The organism is Agrobacterium sp. NPDC090283, assembly GCF_044769685.1.
Taxonomy (GTDB): Bacteria; Pseudomonadota; Alphaproteobacteria; order Rhizobiales; family Rhizobiaceae; genus Agrobacterium.
Map to the genome: position 1 here is coordinate 202,625 of NZ_JBIVYG010000009.1, position 16,422 is coordinate 219,046.

Here is a 16,422-nt window from a genome sequence, read left to right on the forward strand (position 1 = left end):
AGGCAAAAGAAAATCGCTCACCGAAAAATTCGATGCCAAGACTCTTGACTATGATTCGCGGAAATGAGATTCTTCGGGTGCTTAAATCAAAGAAAGGCTTCCGCGCGGCAACGTTCGGGGGCTTTTTTCTTTTGTGATGCGTCTCCTGTTAGTCGTTCGAGTTAAAAATCACTGTTTGGACCGGTATTCGGCAAACAGCGTCTGAAGATGTTCCAGAACGAATTCGGCAAATTCCGGAGCTTCGTTCTTGTCGATGGAGATATCCAGCTTGCGGTCGCTCTCGACCACCTTTGCCAGCCGGCCGCCGGCTTCGGATGACCAGACGCCGGTTTTTTTTGCCTGTGCCTTGGGCTTCAGAAAATCCAGAAGCGACTTGAAACGTTCTTCCGAGGGAAGCGCGGCAACCGATGCATCCTTCACATAGGCGCGGGCCGCTTCCTTGACCTGCGACGAAGAAAGCTGATCGGCAAGATCCATCCAGTTACGGCGGCCAACAGTTGGGGCCGGGCCGATGAGATCGACCAGATCCTCTGGAATGCGGCCGACAACCGACAGCATGTTGGAGAGATCGCCCTTGTGCAGCGACATGGCGGCCATGATCGTATCTCGCGGAAACCGCATCTGCAGTTTCTGGGCAAAGCGTGCCTTCTCGATATAGGTGAGGTCACGACGCTCGTTGTTTTCCTGTCCCTGGGCGACCACCAGCTGCTCGTCGCTGAGATCACGAACGACCGCCTTGACCGGAATACCGAGGCTGGAGACGGCACGCAGGCGACGATGGCCGAAGGCGACCTGATAACGCCCGGGGAATTCGGGATGCGGGCGCACCAGAATGGGAACCTGCTGGCCCTGCTCACGAATGGCCTCTACCAGACCTGCATCCGCCTCTTCCGAGGCTGGCATGCGATCCGGTATGAAGGAGGGATCGATATCGGCAGGGCTGAGCGAAACGATCGTGAGACCTTCCGCGAGCTGCTTTTCGATCTCTTCCGCACGCTTGGCGCGTTCCGATACTTCGTTGAGCGACTGGCCGATCATGCCGACCGGGGAATTAAGAACATCCGTCACCAGTTCCGGAGAACCGAGGATGGGCCTGATACGCGGACGCGACCGCTCTGGTGCGGTCTCGCTGTTGTCTGCACCCGGCGTGCCGAGATTGGCGAAGATCTGTTTTCTGCTCATGCTGCCCTACCCCACGCTTTTTTAATCAGTCCTTCGATTTCAGCGTTTACGTTGTTCATGGCTTCCAGCGCACGGTCATAGGTGGACCGGGTGAACTGGGTTCTTTCCACTTCGAAAAGTGTCTGATTGGTCAATCCGGCATCCGAGACGGCCGTGCTCTTGAGCATCGGGTGGATGAGGACGTTTTCACCGAAAATCGAGCGCAGGAAGGCGACCATCTGGTTTTGCGGCCCATCGCTTGGTTCAAAACGGGTGATGAGGTAACGCATCCAGTTATAGTCGGAGCGCGCACCCGCCCTGCCGATTTCAGCGAGAAGATCGCCGGTCATGGCAAGGAACTGGTTCATCGACATTACATCGAGCATTTGCGGGTGAACGGTGACGAGGACCGATGTGGCGGCGGTTAGCGCGGAAAGTGTGAGATAACCAAGCTGCGGCGGGCAATCGATCACCACGACGTCATAGAAGTTCTGCGCCTGGGCGATTGCCTGGCCAATGCGGGCGAAAAACAGCGTATCGCCGGGTGCGCGACGCATCAGGGCGCGGGGTGTGTCGTGCTCGAACTCCATGAGCTCCAGATTGCCCGGAACGATATGGAGATTGGGAATATAGGTGCCGCGAACGATCTCGGCGATCGGCCGGCGTTCATCGTCGTAGCGGATCGCGCCATAAAGCGTTTCATTAGGGCCGACGTCGATTTCCGGCTGATGGCCGAAGAGAGCGGACAGACTGGCCTGCGGGTCGAGATCGATGGCAAGTACCCGGTAGCCGCGCAGCGCCAGATATTGTGCCAGATGCGCCGATGTCGTGGTTTTTCCCGAGCCGCCCTTGAAGTTCATGACCGCGATGACCTGCAACTCTTCGCCATCACGGCGATGGGGCAGGTACCGGCGTGTGCCGCGCGCGCCCTGGTCAAGGAGTTTCCTGATTTCGTCCATATCCTCGACTGAATAGGAACGACGGCCGGAAGCCTGCGCTGCATCGAGCTCCGGACGCTCGGCGGCGATCTGGCGCAGATAGGCCTCGCCGATGCCGATCAACCGTGCGGTTTCTGCCGGCGAAAAATGGCGCATGCTCTTTTCGGTGTGTGGTGAAAATGTATTTGCATTATGAGCCTGCAATTGGGCTGACAACGCAGCCGAATGCTGTTGTATAAGACTCGTCAGGTCAGGTGCTCCTGCGGCACGTCTTAAATCGGCACTCTGTGTCATCGGTCTTCTTTCGCTCGAAATTGCAGTAGCGGTTTTTTTCGAAAAAGGCGGTTTTTTCCGCAACTGAGATATAAGCGCCGATTCTCTTTTTGGCGCAATAGGCTTTTTTCCCGGATGCGAAAGTGCCGCTAAAGCATTGTGGAAGAATCACATTTGCTTTTTGTGACAGTTTGACGGTTAGCCGCGGCTAACTTCTTCCTGGAGATCACAATGACGGGCGTTGATTGCGTCTCTTTAGGCAAGAACTGCACGGCCACGCAGAAGTTTGCCGCGGCTAACTTTCCGCTTTGCCCCTTGGCGCTTTCGACAAACCCGGAGACAGAAAGTGAAGGGTGGACATTTGCAGATGTTTAATCTCTACTCGTTCACTAGAGTATCGTTGGGTTCGACGCCCGTCGTCTGGCTGTTCAAGCTGTCGCAGGTTGGAGGAATGAATGTCCTATGATGTCGCTCTCGTCGGGTCGGGTTTTTCGGCCATCTGTACTGCCGCCCATCTTTTATCATTCCTGCCGCCCGAGGCCTCGATTGCTATCGTGGGCGATGAATCGGATTTCGGGCGCGGCACCGCCTATCGCACGGAACTTCCCTATCACAGGCTGAATGTGCCGGCCGGGCGAATGAGTGTCTTCCCTGACCGGCCCGATGATTTTGTCGACTGGTTGGCGGAGAACGGGATAACGGACGATCCTTTATTGTTCGCCTCGCGCGGAGACTATGGTCTTTATCTTCGTGACAGGCTGGCGGTTCTGCTGAGAAGCCGGGAGCAACGGGCGCGGGTGGATTTCGTTCGGGCCAAGGCTTCGGCCTGTCGGCCGGACGGCGCAGATGGATTTTCGTTTGCTTTGGAGAGTGGCGAACGGCTGCACGCGAAAAATGTCGTTTTATGTCTGGGGGTCGGCGCGGCAAGTTTGCCGGTGCAAACTGTCGCGAGGGAAGAAGAGGGGCCACAACGTGTCATCGGTCACTGCTGGCAGCCGGGCTGGTTGTCGAAGGTCAAGGCAGGTGATCGTATTTGTATTCTGGGCTCGGGCCTGACGATGATCGATCAGGTTTTGACCCTGCGGGGAAAAGGACATCGAGGCCCCATCCATGTTCTATCCCGCCGGGGTCTGGTGCCGCATCCGCATGTCAGCCCGCCTCTGCCGCCTACGGCGCCGAATCTGCCGGAAAGCTCGACGGAGATCAGCCGGTTGTTGCAGTCTCTGCGCAGACAGGTCAGAGATGGAGCACCGTGGCGGAGCGTGATGGATGGTTTGCGACCGCAAACCCAATTGCTTTGGCAGCGCCTTACTCCCGAGCAGCGTGCCCGGTTTCTTCGCCACGCCCTACCTTGGTGGAACATCCATCGGCACCGTATCGCGCCTGAAGTTTCCAGTGCCTTCGGGACGTTGATGTCAGACGGTGTTCTGGAAATTCATGCGGGTTACCTTCGGTCCATAGAGGAGCGGGAGGAGGGGATTGTCGTACGGTATCGACGCAGGCATACGCAAATATTGAAAGAGCTGCAGGTCGACTGGGTGGTTAATTGCACGGGAATGGAGCGGGCCGGCATCGGCCATTCACGCCTGCTTGAAATCATGCGCGACGACGGTGTTATTCTGCTTGATCCCTTCGGGCTCGGGGTCGAAGTTGACGACCAGTCGCGTTTGCTGCGGACGGATGGACGAAGCTGGCCCGGTCTTTTCGCTGCCGGTGCGCTGACGGCCGGCCGATTTTGGGAAATTACCGCTGTTCCGGATATTCGTGTTCAGGCGCAAAAGATCGCGCAGGAGATAACGAATAGAGTAACCGCGAATGATCGGGTTTCCGCCCGGGGCTGATCTGGCTGGAGAACCAGCCGGAGCAAAGGCGCCTTGATAACAGCCATTCTCTACGCCTCTCCTTGTGGTGTTAGCCGCGGCAAACTTTCTCTCAGAACAAATGTGCTGAAGGTTCATTTGGCACCGAATTCGCGGGGCGGCCGGTTAACGAATGTCGCAAGGGCTGGCGAATGATGGAAGGCAAAGTTCTTCCGTGAAACACGCATGCCTCCTCTTTTATGAACGGGTAAGGGATGGCGGCCGATCCCGCACGTAATATGCCGGATTGCTAAATAATTTACATAGCTTATGGAACTTCGCCATAAAAGCGGCTATAAACCGTGAAAAATTCCGTATTTATGAAAATAATTTGCGAGGATCCATGCAGAAGCCGAAACTGGTAAGATTTGAAGCGGCGGACAGTCAAGCGGGTGGACAGCGCCGACCATTTGCCAAGGCCGTCCGGGCTGGCGATTTCGTTTATGTTTCCGGGCAGGTGCCGACCGTCGATGGCGAGGTCGTGACCGGCGGGATCGTGGCGCAGACCGAGCAGGTGGTCGCGAATATCAGGGATGTTCTGGCGCTTGCCGATTGTACGCTTGCGGATGTGATCAAGGTTAATGTCTGGCTGGACGATGCCCGGGATTTTTCGAGCTTCAACGCCGTTTTCCAGAAATATTTCATCGATCATCCGCCGGCCCGTTCGACCGTGCAATCGCCGCTGATGGTGGATGCCAAGGTGGAAATGGACGTCATCGCTTATAAGCCTCTGGCTTAAGGCCCCGATTTTACAATTCTGCGAGTAGATGATGAGCTATCCTTGGCCTGATGCGGGCACAGCCCTCAATGCGATTTCGACGCCCATGCCCGTCATTGATGAGGACAGGCTCGCCGCCAATATCCTCAGAGCGCAATCCTATCTGGATGATCACGGCAAGGCGTTCCGGCCGCATATCAAGACACACAAGATCCCTGCCATCGCAAAACAACAGCTTCTGGCTGGCGCCATCGGCATTAATTGCCAGAAAGTCAGCGAGGCGGAGGTTTTTGCGGATGCCGGTTTCGACGACATTCTGATCACCTATAATATTCTCGGCGCAGCAAAACTTTCGCGGCTGAAGGCGCTGAATGCTCGTATCAGCCGGCTGAGCGTGGTTGCCGATAGCGCGGTCACGATTGCCGGCCTCGCCGATACATTCGATGCGTCAAGGCCGCTCGCCGTTCTGGTTGAATGCGATACGGGCGGCAAGCGCTGCGGTGTGCAGACGCCGGAGGTGGCGTTGGCGCTTGCGGAACAGATCGTCGCGGCACCTGGCCTTACATTCAGGGGTGTGTTGACCTATCCGGCACCGGGCGGGGCCGAGACGGTGGAAAACTTCCTTCGTGAGACCATGGCATTGCTTGCGGCAAAGGGCATAGATTGCCCGGTTCGATCCAGCGGCGGTTCGCCGGATTTTTACACGGCCCATCTCGTTCCTTCCGCAACCGAACATCGGGCTGGCACCTATGTCTATAATGATCGCTCGATGCTGCGAGCCGGGCATTGCGGTGCTGGCGACCTGGCGATGCATGTTCTCGCCACCGTCGTATCGCGACCCACGACAGATCGGGCCGTGCTGGATTGCGGCTCCAAGGCCTTGACCTCCGATCTGCTGGGTTTCAGCGATTATGGGCTAATTGAAGGCTACGAAGGTGCAAAAATCGTCTCGCTTTCGGAGGAACATGCGGTTGTGGATCTATCCGGCTGTGTTTCGGGCCGGCCTGAAATCGGCGAGATGGTCAAGGTCGTACCAAACCACACCTGCGTCGTGAGCAACCTTTTCGACAGGATGGTTTTCCATCGAAACGGCATCGTGACACGGGTGGAGCAGGTCGCAGCACGTGGGACGGTCTGGTGATATTACCCGGCTAATTAAATTCCGAAATGAAGCTGCCGAAAGGCGGATCACTGTAACGAGAATTCAGGGACATGCGCATTTTTACGGCGTCACTCGCCACCGAAACCAATACGTTTTCACCCGTCCCGACGGATATGGACGCTTTTCGCGCGGCTTTTTACGCCGGGCCCGGGGAGCACCCCGAAACGCCGACGCTCTGCTCGTCGCCCGTGCCTATCCTGCGCCGCCGTGGCAAGGCGGAAGGGTTTACGGTGATCGAAGGCACGTCCTGCTGGGCGGAACCGGCGGGTCTCATCCAGCGCCAGACCTATGAAACGCTGCGGGATACCATTCTAACCGAACTCACGGCCGCCCTGCCGGTCGATGCCGTGGTGCTTGGCCTGCATGGCGCCATGGTGGCGCAGGGTTATGACGATCCGGAAGGGGATTTCCTCTCTCGCGTTCGGGCTCTGGTCGGGCCGGATGTGCTGGTGGCGGCGGAATTTGATCCCCATAGTCATCTGACGGCGCTTCGGGTCAAAAACCTCGATATCATGGCGACGTTTCTGGAGTTTCCGCATACGGATTTCGAAGAGCGTGGCGAACATGTCGTGGAAATGGCGTTGCGCGCGCTTCGGGGAGAGATCAGTCCGGTCATCTCCACCTTCGATTGCCGCATGATCACCATTTATCCGACCAGTCGTGAGCCGATGCGTTCCTATGTCGACCGGCTGAAGGCGATGGAAGGCAAGGACGGCATCCTGTCGATTTCTGTCATTCACGGTTTTATGGCAGGCGATGTGCCGGATATGGGAACGCGGATCGTCGTCGTCACCGATAATGACAAGGCAAAGGGCGATGCACTGGCCGAAAAATTCGGCCATGAGCTTTATGCCATGCGCAAGCTGACCGCGATGCCGATGCTGGATACGGAGTCAGGTCTCGACCTCGTTCTTACCCTTCGCAGCGATAATCCGGAGAAGCCGGTGGTCGTATCGGATATATGGGACAATCCCGGCGGCGGTGTCGCTGGTGACGCCACGCATATTCTACGGCGCATGGTGGAGCGCGGCATGGACAATTTTGCCGTCGCGACGATCTGGGATCCGATTGCGGTGTCTTTCTGTCACGCCGCGGGCGAGGGGGCCGAGATCGATCTGCGCATCGGCGGCAAATCCAGCCCCGAGGGTGGGGAGCCGCTCGATTTCCGGATCAAGGTGATGCGCACGGCCGAGGCCGGCTGGCAGAGTTTCCGCAACAGCCGGGTGACACTCGGTCGCGCCGCGGTCGTCCGGCCGCTTGGCACTGACATCGATATCATCCTCATCACCAGCCGGACGCAAACTTATGAGCCGGATATCTTTTCCAATCTCGGCGTCGATTTCGCGAAAAAGGATGTGCTGCTGGTCAAGTCGACCAACCACTTCCATGCGGGCTTTGCGCCGGTCGCTTCCGAGATCGTTTATATAGCGGCTCCGACGTCCTATCCGACCGATCCGGCAAAAACGCCCTATCGCAAGGCGAGCCTTGAACTCTGGCCGCGCGTGGCCGATCCGCTGGGTCTGGATTGAGGCGGCAGCGGTTTGTGTCTTATCTGGTCGGAACCGCGGCGGGTGTTCCGGAAAGACGTCAGATACGCTCGAGCGTGATCAGGAAAAACGCGCTTTCGCTCTGATCCGCTTCGATGACGAAGGGCAAACCGGCTTCGATCAGCAGGCCATCGAGTTTCTCTAGACGGTTCTTACTGTTGTTAGTGGAGACCGTCAGAGGTTCCAGCGCGAGAACAAATGTGATGTTTCCGGCTGCTTCGCCTGAAAATGGCCCGGCATGCCTTTCCACCACATGACGAAAGGTTGAGCGCCGGGTCATGACGTTCAGATCGGTAATCGGGCCATGCGGTAAGGTCGCACTCACCGGAACATCGGCCGGAAAGGGCAGGGGTGGGCTTTCTTTTGTCAGCAGCCGCGGATCGCCAGCCGCGATCGCAAGTGCCATACCGTTTCCTTGAAGAATGGACAGGGTACGGTCAATGCCCGAAAAGATCGAAAACGGCCCGTCATTGGCAACCGTCGCCATGCTGATGCGCCAATCGAAGTCCTCGACGGAAGAGCCGGGCGGAAAAATGGCGATTTCCACCGTCTCTCCGCCGCCGTTTTTCCAGGGCATACGCTTGTAGTCGCTTGCGCGCAGCAGGGTCATGGTTTTCCACTTTTGAGAGGGGTCGGCCGGAAAAAGGTGTTTCTCTTTCCGGCCGCAAGAGGATCAATTGCCGAGAATGCCGGGCAGGCGAAGGCCCTGTTCCTTTGCGCAATCGAGCGCGATGTCGTAACCGGCATCGGCGTGGCGCATGACGCCGGTGGCGGGGTCATTCCAGAGAACACGCTCCAGCCGGCGCGCCGCATCATCCGTGCCATCGGCGCAGATGACCATGCCGGAATGCTGCGAGAAGCCCATGCCCACACCGCCGCCGTGATGCAGCGAAACCCAGGTGGCGCCGGATGCGGTGTTGAGCAGCGCGTTGAGGAGCGGCCAGTCGGAAACGGCATCCGAGCCGTCTTTCATGGCTTCTGTCTCGCGGTTGGGCGAAGCGACGGAGCCCGAGTCGAGATGGTCGCGGCCGATAACAACAGGCGCCTTCAGTTCACCGTTCCTGACCATTTCGTTGAAGGCAAGCCCGAGGCGATGGCGATCACCAAGCCCAACCCAGCAGATGCGCGCCGGCAGGCCCTGGAATGCAATGCGCTCGCGCGCCATATCCAGCCAGTTATGCAGGTGCTTGTTATCGGGCAGCAGTTCCTTCACCTTGGCGTCGGTCTTGTAGATATCTTCCGGATCACCGGAAAGTGCAGCCCAGCGGAATGGCCCGATGCCGCGGCAAAACAGCGGGCGGATATAGGCCGGCACGAAGCCCGGGAAAGCGAAGGCGTTTTCCAGCCCTTCATCCTTGGCGACCTGGCGGATATTGTTGCCGTAATCGAGCGTCGGAACGCCGGCATTCCAGAAATCGACCATCGCCTGAACATGCACCTTCATCGAGGCGCGGGCGGCAGCGGCAACGGCCTTCGGGTCGCTTTCCTGCTTGGCGCGCCATTCGGCAACGGTCCAGCCGGCGGGAAGATAACCATGCACGGGGTCGTGTGCCGAGGTCTGGTCGGTGACGATATCGGGGCGAATGCCGCGGCGGAAAAGTTCCGGGAAGATCTCCGCGGCATTGCCGATCAGGCCGACGGATTTTGCCTCGCCTGCCTTGGTCCACTGGTCGATCAGCGCCAGCGCCTCATCCAGCGTATGCGCCTTCGCATCGACATAACGGGTGCGCAGGCGGAAATCGACACGGGTCTCGTCGCATTCCACCGCAAGGCAGCAGGCGCCGGCCATGACGGCGGCGAGCGGCTGTGCGCCGCCCATGCCGCCGAGACCGCCGGTCAGGATCCATTTGCCCTTGAGGTCGCCATTGTAGTGCTGGCGGCCAGCCTCGACGAAGGTTTCATAGGTGCCCTGCACGATGCCCTGCGTGCCGATGTAAATCCATGAACCGGCCGTCATCTGGCCGTACATGGCAAGGCCCTTCTTATCCAGCTCGTTGAAATGATCCCAGTTCGCCCAATGCGGTACAAGGTTGGAGTTGGCGATCAGGACGCGCGGCGCATCCTTATGGGTGCGGAACACGCCGACCGGCTTGCCGGACTGCACGATGAGGGTTTCGTCCTCGGTCAAATCCTTGAGTGTCGCAACGATACGATCGAAATCGTCCCAGGTGCGGGCGGCGCGGCCTATGCCGCCATAAACCACCAGTTCATGCGGGCGCTCTGCAACGTCAGGGTCGAGATTGTTCATCAGCATGCGCAGCGGCGCTTCCGTCATCCAGCTTTTGGCATTGAGTTCAGTGCCCTGCGGTGCGCGGACGTCGCGAATATTGTGGCGTGGATTGTTCATGTGCTTTCCCCTTATCGTTTCGTGTCGAGCGCAAATTTTTCCATGCGCGTGAGAATGGTCTTGAGATGGGTTCGAAGCCGTTCGGCTTTGCCCGTGTCATAGGCAAAGGGTGGCTGCTCGTTTTGAAGATGGGTGGACTGCGCCAGCTCCATCTGAATGGCATGCACGCCGGTCTCCGGTTTTCCGTAATGGCGCGTCGTCCAGCCGCCTTTGAAGCGGCCGTTCAGAATGCTGTCATAGCCCTCCGCCCCGGCGGTCACCTCTACGGCGATTGTCTCGATCGCCGGATCGCAGGTCTTGCCCATATCCGTGCCGATGTTGAAATCTGGCAGCTTGCCCTCGAACAGGAAGGGAATATGTGAGCGGATCGAATGGCAATCATAGAGAATGGCGATGCCATGGATGGATTTCACCCGTTCGATTTCCGCCGCAAGGGCTGCGTGATAGGGCGCGTGGAAGTTTTCAAGGCGATAGGCGATGTCGTCCTGAGTGGGCTCCGCTCCCTCTTTCCAGATGGCCTTTCCGTCGAAGTCCGTTTCCGGAATAAGGCCGGTCGTGTTCTGGCCCGGATAAAGGCTCACGCCGGAGGGATCGCGGTTCGCATCGATGACATAGCGATGGAAAGTTGCCCGCACCATGGTCGCATTCGGGAGCAACCCGCTATAGAGCTCATGGATATGCCAATCCGTATCGGCGAGGATTTTGCCGTTGTCGTCGAGGCGGTCCCAAATCTCGGGGGGCACGTCTGTGCCGGTGTGCGGCAGGCCGAGGATGATGGGCGAGGTACCTTTGCGCAGGGTGAATGGGGTGGTCATCGATTGCCCCTCTTTGCCGTGGGGTTACCCCCCTCTGCCCTGCCGGGCATCTCCCCCTCAAGGGGGGAGATTGGCAAGCGGATAGCACCCTGCCAATAGAACGAGCGGGCGCGGCATCTGATCTCCCCCCTTGAGGGGGAGATGCCCGGCAGGGCAGAGGGGGGCAACCCCAGTGCACAAACGGAATTGGAGGAGGATAAAACGTTCATCACCTCAAGCCTCCAGCTTAGGCAGAATGCCGTCCGAAATCGTCGAAACCAGCGCCCCGGAGGCAATCAGCTCTGCCGCAGCCTTCAAATCCGGCGCCATATAGCGGTCTTCTTCCAGTGACGGGACTACCGCACGCAGCACAGCAATCACCTTTTGCAATTCAGGGCTGGTTTTCAGCGGCCCGCGCAGTTCCACACCCTGAATGGCCGAAAGCGCCTCGATTCCCAGGATGGCAAAGAGATTGTCGGTCATCGGCAACAGACGACGCGCACCGTGGCAGGCCATGGAGACATGGTCTTCCTGATTGGCCGAAGTCGGTGTGGAATCGACCGAGGCCGGATGCGCCATCTGCTTGTTCTCGCTCATCAGCGCAGCGGAGGTGACTTCGGCGATCATCAGGCCGGAATTCAGCCCGGGCTTCTTGGAAAGAAAAGCGGGCAGACCATAAGAAAGTGCCGGATCGACCAGCAGCGCCACACGGCGCTGGGCGATCGCGCCGATTTCACAAATGGCAAGCGCCGTCTGGTCGGCCGCAAAGGCGACCGGTTCGGCGTGGAAGTTGCCGCCGGAAACCACTGAGTTGTCCGATAGTACCAGCGGATTGTCGGTCACCGCATTGGCTTCGATTTCCAGCGTGCGGGCCACCTGTCGCAGAAGATCGAGGCAGGCGCCGTCGACCTGCGGCTGGCAGCGGATGCAATAGGGGTCCTGCACCCGTTCGTCGCCTTCAATGTGGCTGACGCGGATTTCCGAGCCCTCCAGCAGCCGGCGCAGTGCCGCACCGGCATCGATCTGGCCTTTGTGACCACGCAGGCTGTGAATATCGGGATGGAAAGGCGCGGATGAGCCCATGGCGGCATCGGTGGAAAGCGCGCCGGTAATCAAAGCTGCCTGCGCGGCGCGATGGGCGCGGAAAAGCCCGGCCAGCGCCAGCGCCGTCGAGGTCTGCGTGCCATTGATCAGCGCCAGCCCTTCTTTTGCCGCAAGAACCACCGGCGTCAGCCCAGCCTTCGCCAGCGCCTCGCCGGCGGAAAGAAGCATGCCCTCATAAAAGGCCTCGCCTTCGCCCATCATCACGGCCGCCATATGGGCAAGCGGCGCGAGATCGCCGGAAGCGCCGACCGAACCCTTTTCGGGAATGACGGGGATGACGCTCTTTTCCAGCATGCCCTCGATCAGCCGAACCAGTTCCAGCCGCACGCCGGACGCGCCACGGCCGAGCGAAACCAGCTTCAGCGCCAGGATCAGCCGCACGATGTTTTCAGGAAGCGGCGCGCCGACCCCGCAGCAATGAGACAGGATGAGGTTGCGCTGCAGCGTCGCCACATCGGCGGCGTCGATCTTGATGGAAGCAAGCTTTCCGAACCCGGTATTGATGCCATAGACCGGCGCATTGCCGGCGGCGATTTCGGCAATGCGGGCTGCAGCCTTCTCAATGCCGGCGTCGAAAGAACGGTCGAGCTTTGCCGTGCCGTTCTCCCAATAGATTGCGGCGAGATCGGCAAGCGTCACGGCACCTGGATGAAGCGTGATGGTTTTCATGGTCATGGGGAAACCTTCTGTCCCTTGAAAATACGGGCGTGGAGCGGATTAAAACCGATGCGATAGACAAGCTCGGCCGGGCGCTCGATATCCCAGATGGCAAAATCGGCGGATTTTCCGGCCTCCAGCGTGCCGGTTTCCGCAAGCAGGCCGAGCGCCTTTGCCGCGTTGCGCGTCGTCGCCGTCAGGCACTCTTCCACGGTCATGCGGAAAAGCGTGGCGCCCATATTCATGGTGAGCAGCAGCGAGGTGAGCGGCGACGTGCCGGGATTGCAATCCGTTGCGAGCGCGATTTCGGTTCCGGCATCGCGCAGCGCCTGAACCGGCGGCAGCTGCTTTTCCCTGAGCGCATAGAAGGCACCGGGCAGAAGCACGGCCACCGTTCCCGCTTTTGCCAGCGCCTTCGCACCGGCTTCATCGAGATATTCCAGATGATCGGCCGAAAGTGCGTTGTAGGAGGCAGCAAGCGCAGCACCGCCAAGATTGGAAAGCTGCTCGGCATGCAGTTTGACGGGAAGCCCCAGTTGCTTCGCTGCCGCGAAAACCCGGTCGATCTCCGCGACGGAAAAGGCGATGCCTTCGCAAAAACCGTCCACCGCATCCGCCAGTCCTTCCGCATGGGCTTTTTCCAGCCCGGGCAGGACGACTTCAGTAATGTAATCGGCGTTGCGGCCCTTATAGTCCGCGGGTGTCGCGTGTGCGGCGAGGTAGCTGGTGACGATGCGCACCGGCCGCAGCGTCTCGAGCCGGCGGGCGACGCGCAGCATTTTCAGCTCGGTTTCGATGTCGAGACCGTAACCGGATTTGATTTCGATGGTGGAAACGCCTTCGGAAAGAAGCGTGTCGAGACGCGGCAGCGCCTGCGCCACCAAAACCTCTTCCGGAAGTACACGCGTGTCGCGTACCGAAGAAACGATGCCGCCGCCCGCCTTGGCGATCTCTTCATAGGTGGCGCCATTCAGCCGCATCTCGAATTCCATGGCGCGATTGCCGCCGAAGACGAGATGGGTGTGGCAGTCGATCAGGGCGGGTGTGATCCAGCGGCCGCCGCAATCGGTCGTCTCGTCGGCTGTCGAGAGACCAGCGGGCAGCTCGCTTTCCGGGCCGGCAAAGGCAATGCGGCCGTTCCGCACGGCAATGACGGCATTTTCGACAGCGCCGATGCCATCAAGTGCAGGATTGAAAGTCGCCAGCCGGGCGTTGCGCCACAAAGCCGTGGCGTTCCCCGTCGCCGTTCCCTTCGTAGAATTGTTCCCTGGCATTTGCTTTTCGCCTTTCCTTTGTGAGTTAAATGTATATACATAATAATCGGCTTGGCAAGCTGCAATTTCGGGTTTGAAATGGCCTTGCCGGAAAGAACCAAAGGAGAGTGTGGCATGACGGCAATTCACGCGGGCGCGGCGCTTCTGGCTGGTGGGTGGGCGAAGGATGTTCGCATCATCTGCGATGACGGCGTTATTTCATCCGTCGAAACCGGCGTTTCCCCGCAGCCGCAGGATGAGCGCCACGCCGTCATCGTTCCGGCCATGCCCAATCTCCACAGCCACGCCTTTCAGCGCGCCATGGCCGGGCTTGCCGAAACTCGCGGTCCCGGTGACGACAGTTTCTGGAGCTGGCGCACCGTCATGTATAAATTCGCGCTCTCCATGACGCCTGACCATGTCGAGGCGGTTGCCGCCCAGCTATATATGGAAATGCTCGAGGCGGGTTTCGGCCGGGTCGGCGAATTCCACTACCTGCATAATGACAGGGACGGCTCGCATTACGGCAATATCGCCGAAATGGCCGAGCGTATCGGCGCGGCCGCTTCGCAAACGGGTATCGGTCTTACATTGCTGCCGGTCTTTTACGCCCATTCCGGTTTCGGCGGTCAGGCGCCGATCGACGGGCAGAAGCGCTTCATCCATTCACTCGACAGCTACGGAAAGCTGATGCAGGGCGTGCAGGCAGTGGTGGACAGCTTGCCGGGTGCCGTTCTCGGTATCGCGCCCCACAGCCTGCGCGCCGTGACCGGCGCCGAGCTCACGGCCATCGAGCCGCTGGCAAAGGCTGGGCCGATCCATATTCATGTGGCGGAACAGACGAAGGAAGTGGACGATTCGCTCGCCTTTTCCGGCGCTCGGCCGGTGGAATGGCTGCTGGACAATGCGCCGGTCGATGGCCGCTGGTGCCTTATCCATGCGACGCATATGACGGAAACCGAAACGAGACGTATGGCGAAAAGCGGGGCTGTTGCCGGTCTTTGCCCGATCACCGAGGCCAATCTCGGTGACGGGATCTTCCCGGCCCCGGTCTTTCTCGCCGAAGGCGGCCATTACGGTGTCGGATCCGACTCCAATATCCTGATTTCCTTGCCGGAAGAATTGCGAACCCTCGAATATTCGCAGCGCCTCTCACTTCGGGCGCGTAATGTCATCGCCGATGCCGGTTGCTCCACGGGTGAAAAACTGTTCCTGCAAGCGCTTGAAGGGGGTGGCAGGGCACTGGCGTCGCGAAACGGCGTGGAAAAGGGAAAAAGCGCCGATTTTGTCGCTCTTGACGTGTCCGCCGTTTCCTATCTTCCGGTATCCCAGCTTCTCGATCAGTGGATGTTCGCGGGCGGCATCGCGGTCGATTCCGTCTGGGTGCGCGGCAAAAAACTGGTGCAGGCCGGCCGGCATATCCATCGCCGTGAAATATCCGGTCGCTTCAACAAGGTCATGGTCGAACTCCTCGATAGCTGATATGGCCTCGGCAGCAACGGAAAAGAGCCAGTGGGGAAAGGCATTGCGGACGTGACGAAAGCATCGGCCGGGCAGACCCTGCACCAGCGTATCCTCAGCGACATCGAGGGCCGGATCGTTTCGGGAGAATGGCCGCCGGGTCATCGGCTGCCTTTCGAGGTCGACCTTGCGGATCAGTATCATTGTTCGCGCATGACCGTGAACAAGGTCATGAGCCAGCTCGCCAAGGCCGGTTTGATCGAACGCCGAAAGAAATCCGGCAGTTTCGTTCGCCAGCCGCAGATCCAGTCCGCCGTCCTTCAAATTCATGACATCGGGGCCGAGGTTGAATCGCTCGGTCTAGACTATGGCTTCAAAGTCCTGGAACGCACCAAACGCAGCGCCAAAAGCGGGGATCGTGAAAGGCTCGACGTTTCCGTTGGCACAGACTTGCTCGAAATCATCTGCATCCATCTCGCGGGCGCGCGGGAATTTTGTGTCGAACAGCGCCTCATCAATCTGGCTGCCGTGCCGGAAGCGGCTGAAACCGACTTCAGTGAAATTGCACCAGGCCCCTGGCTGCTCGGCCATGTGCCATGGAGTACCGCCGAACACCGGATCAGCGCCGAGTCGCCCTCCAAGGAGATCGCGCGCCTGCTCAACATTTCCGACAGGCAGGCCTGTCTTGTCGTAGAGCGTCGCACCTGGAGCAATTCAGGTGCCGTCACCTATGTGCGCTTTACCTATCCGGGCAATGCGCATGCGCTGGTTGCCCGATTCAGCCCATCTTCCGACTGATATCCGCATAGACCCGTTGGCCTGTTATCGCGAAATGGAAACCCTATATAAGGGAAGGCCCATCGAGCCGAGGCTAGCGAGCCTGAAAATCGTTAAAAGCTGTTAATTTATACGATAAATCTCAAATTACCTTTTAATTTCAGTTACTTGTCGAATTTCGTATATTTTTCGGATTTGGGCTGTTGACTTGTTTGTGGGTGTTCTCTTATAAGTCCGCTCACTGAACGAGGGCGGCGGCGCTGCTGGCGACGAAGTCTTTCGTTCTAAATAAATCAGGAAGATGAGCTGCTTGCTTGTTGGTTTCGGGGCTTATGGCTTTGAGGCGGATGATTATTTGACTGCTTAGAGTG

The 16,422-nt window shown here is 58.9% G+C and carries 13 protein-coding genes; 6 read left to right on the top strand and 7 right to left on the bottom strand.

The window, feature by feature from the left end; genetic code table 11:
* Positions 1–168 precede the first annotated feature (168 nt).
* Both repB and repA read right to left on the bottom strand, forming a co-directional pair.
* On the bottom strand, positions 169–1,182 hold the full coding sequence (repB, locus tag ACIQUH_RS15440) for a plasmid partitioning protein RepB (RefSeq protein ID WP_400816554.1): 1,014 nt from the start codon (positions 1,180–1,182) through the stop codon (positions 169–171).
* A complete protein-coding gene (gene repA / locus ACIQUH_RS15445) occupies positions 1,179–2,393 on the bottom strand; it encodes a plasmid partitioning protein RepA (protein ID WP_269346360.1) in 1,215 nt (404 codons plus the stop codon). Before repA ends, repB begins: the two co-directional genes overlap by 4 nt.
* A 434-nt stretch (positions 2,394–2,827) precedes the next feature.
* Between repA and ACIQUH_RS15450 the strand changes: the two genes are divergently transcribed.
* From ACIQUH_RS15450 to ACIQUH_RS15465, 4 genes are all read left to right on the top strand, one after another.
* A complete protein-coding gene (locus ACIQUH_RS15450; RefSeq protein ID WP_400816557.1) occupies positions 2,828–4,213 on the top strand; it encodes an FAD/NAD(P)-binding protein in 1,386 nt (461 codons plus the stop codon).
* A gap of 361 nt (positions 4,214–4,574) precedes the next feature.
* Positions 4,575–4,970, top strand: coding sequence for a RidA family protein (locus tag ACIQUH_RS15455; protein ID WP_400816559.1), 396 nt, complete (start codon positions 4,575–4,577; stop codon positions 4,968–4,970).
* A 31-nt stretch (positions 4,971–5,001) separates the two neighbouring features.
* Positions 5,002–6,090 (top strand): D-TA family PLP-dependent enzyme, encoded by a 1,089-nt coding sequence (locus ACIQUH_RS15460; RefSeq protein WP_400816561.1) that lies wholly within the window; start codon positions 5,002–5,004, stop codon positions 6,088–6,090.
* 71 nt (positions 6,091–6,161) lie between these two features.
* Complete coding sequence (locus ACIQUH_RS15465) at positions 6,162–7,640, top strand: M81 family metallopeptidase (protein WP_400816563.1); 1,479 nt, start codon at positions 6,162–6,164, stop codon at positions 7,638–7,640.
* A 58-nt stretch (positions 7,641–7,698) separates the two neighbouring features.
* Here the strand turns inward: ACIQUH_RS15465 and ACIQUH_RS15470 are convergent, their stop codons facing one another.
* The 5 genes from ACIQUH_RS15470 to hutI all read right to left on the bottom strand — a co-directional run bounded on the left by ACIQUH_RS15470 (position 7,699) and on the right by hutI (position 13,834).
* The gene (locus tag ACIQUH_RS15470) at positions 7,699–8,268 is read right to left on the bottom strand and encodes a HutD family protein (protein ID WP_400816565.1); all 570 of its coding nucleotides are present in this window, start codon (positions 8,266–8,268) and stop codon (positions 7,699–7,701) included.
* A 63-nt stretch (positions 8,269–8,331) separates the two neighbouring features.
* Positions 8,332–10,005: a urocanate hydratase gene (gene hutU, locus ACIQUH_RS15475; protein ID WP_400816567.1), complete on the bottom strand. Its 1,674-nt coding sequence runs from the start codon at positions 10,003–10,005 to the stop codon at positions 8,332–8,334.
* An 11-nt stretch (positions 10,006–10,016) separates the two neighbouring features.
* Positions 10,017–10,820, bottom strand: coding sequence for an N-formylglutamate deformylase (gene hutG / locus ACIQUH_RS15480; protein ID WP_400816569.1), 804 nt, complete (start codon positions 10,818–10,820; stop codon positions 10,017–10,019).
* A 213-nt stretch (positions 10,821–11,033) separates the two neighbouring features.
* Positions 11,034–12,578: a histidine ammonia-lyase gene (gene hutH / locus ACIQUH_RS15485; RefSeq protein WP_400816571.1), complete on the bottom strand. Its 1,545-nt coding sequence runs from the start codon at positions 12,576–12,578 to the stop codon at positions 11,034–11,036.
* Positions 12,575–13,834, bottom strand: a complete 1,260-nt coding sequence (hutI, locus tag ACIQUH_RS15490; protein ID WP_400816573.1) for an imidazolonepropionase — start codon at positions 13,832–13,834, stop codon at positions 12,575–12,577. The genes hutH and hutI overlap by 4 nt, the downstream gene beginning before the upstream one ends.
* Before the next feature lie 114 nt (positions 13,835–13,948).
* On the opposite strand from hutI, the gene ACIQUH_RS15495 reads away from it, so the two are divergent.
* Both ACIQUH_RS15495 and hutC read left to right on the top strand, forming a co-directional pair.
* The gene (locus tag ACIQUH_RS15495) at positions 13,949–15,295 is read left to right on the top strand and encodes a formimidoylglutamate deiminase (protein WP_400816575.1); all 1,347 of its coding nucleotides are present in this window, start codon (positions 13,949–13,951) and stop codon (positions 15,293–15,295) included.
* Between the two features lie 51 nt (positions 15,296–15,346).
* Positions 15,347–16,072 carry a histidine utilization repressor gene (hutC, locus tag ACIQUH_RS15500; RefSeq protein ID WP_400816577.1) on the top strand — a complete coding sequence of 242 codons (726 nt, stop codon included), beginning with the start codon at positions 15,347–15,349 and terminating at the stop codon, positions 16,070–16,072.
* Positions 16,073–16,422: the final 350 nt, after the last annotated feature.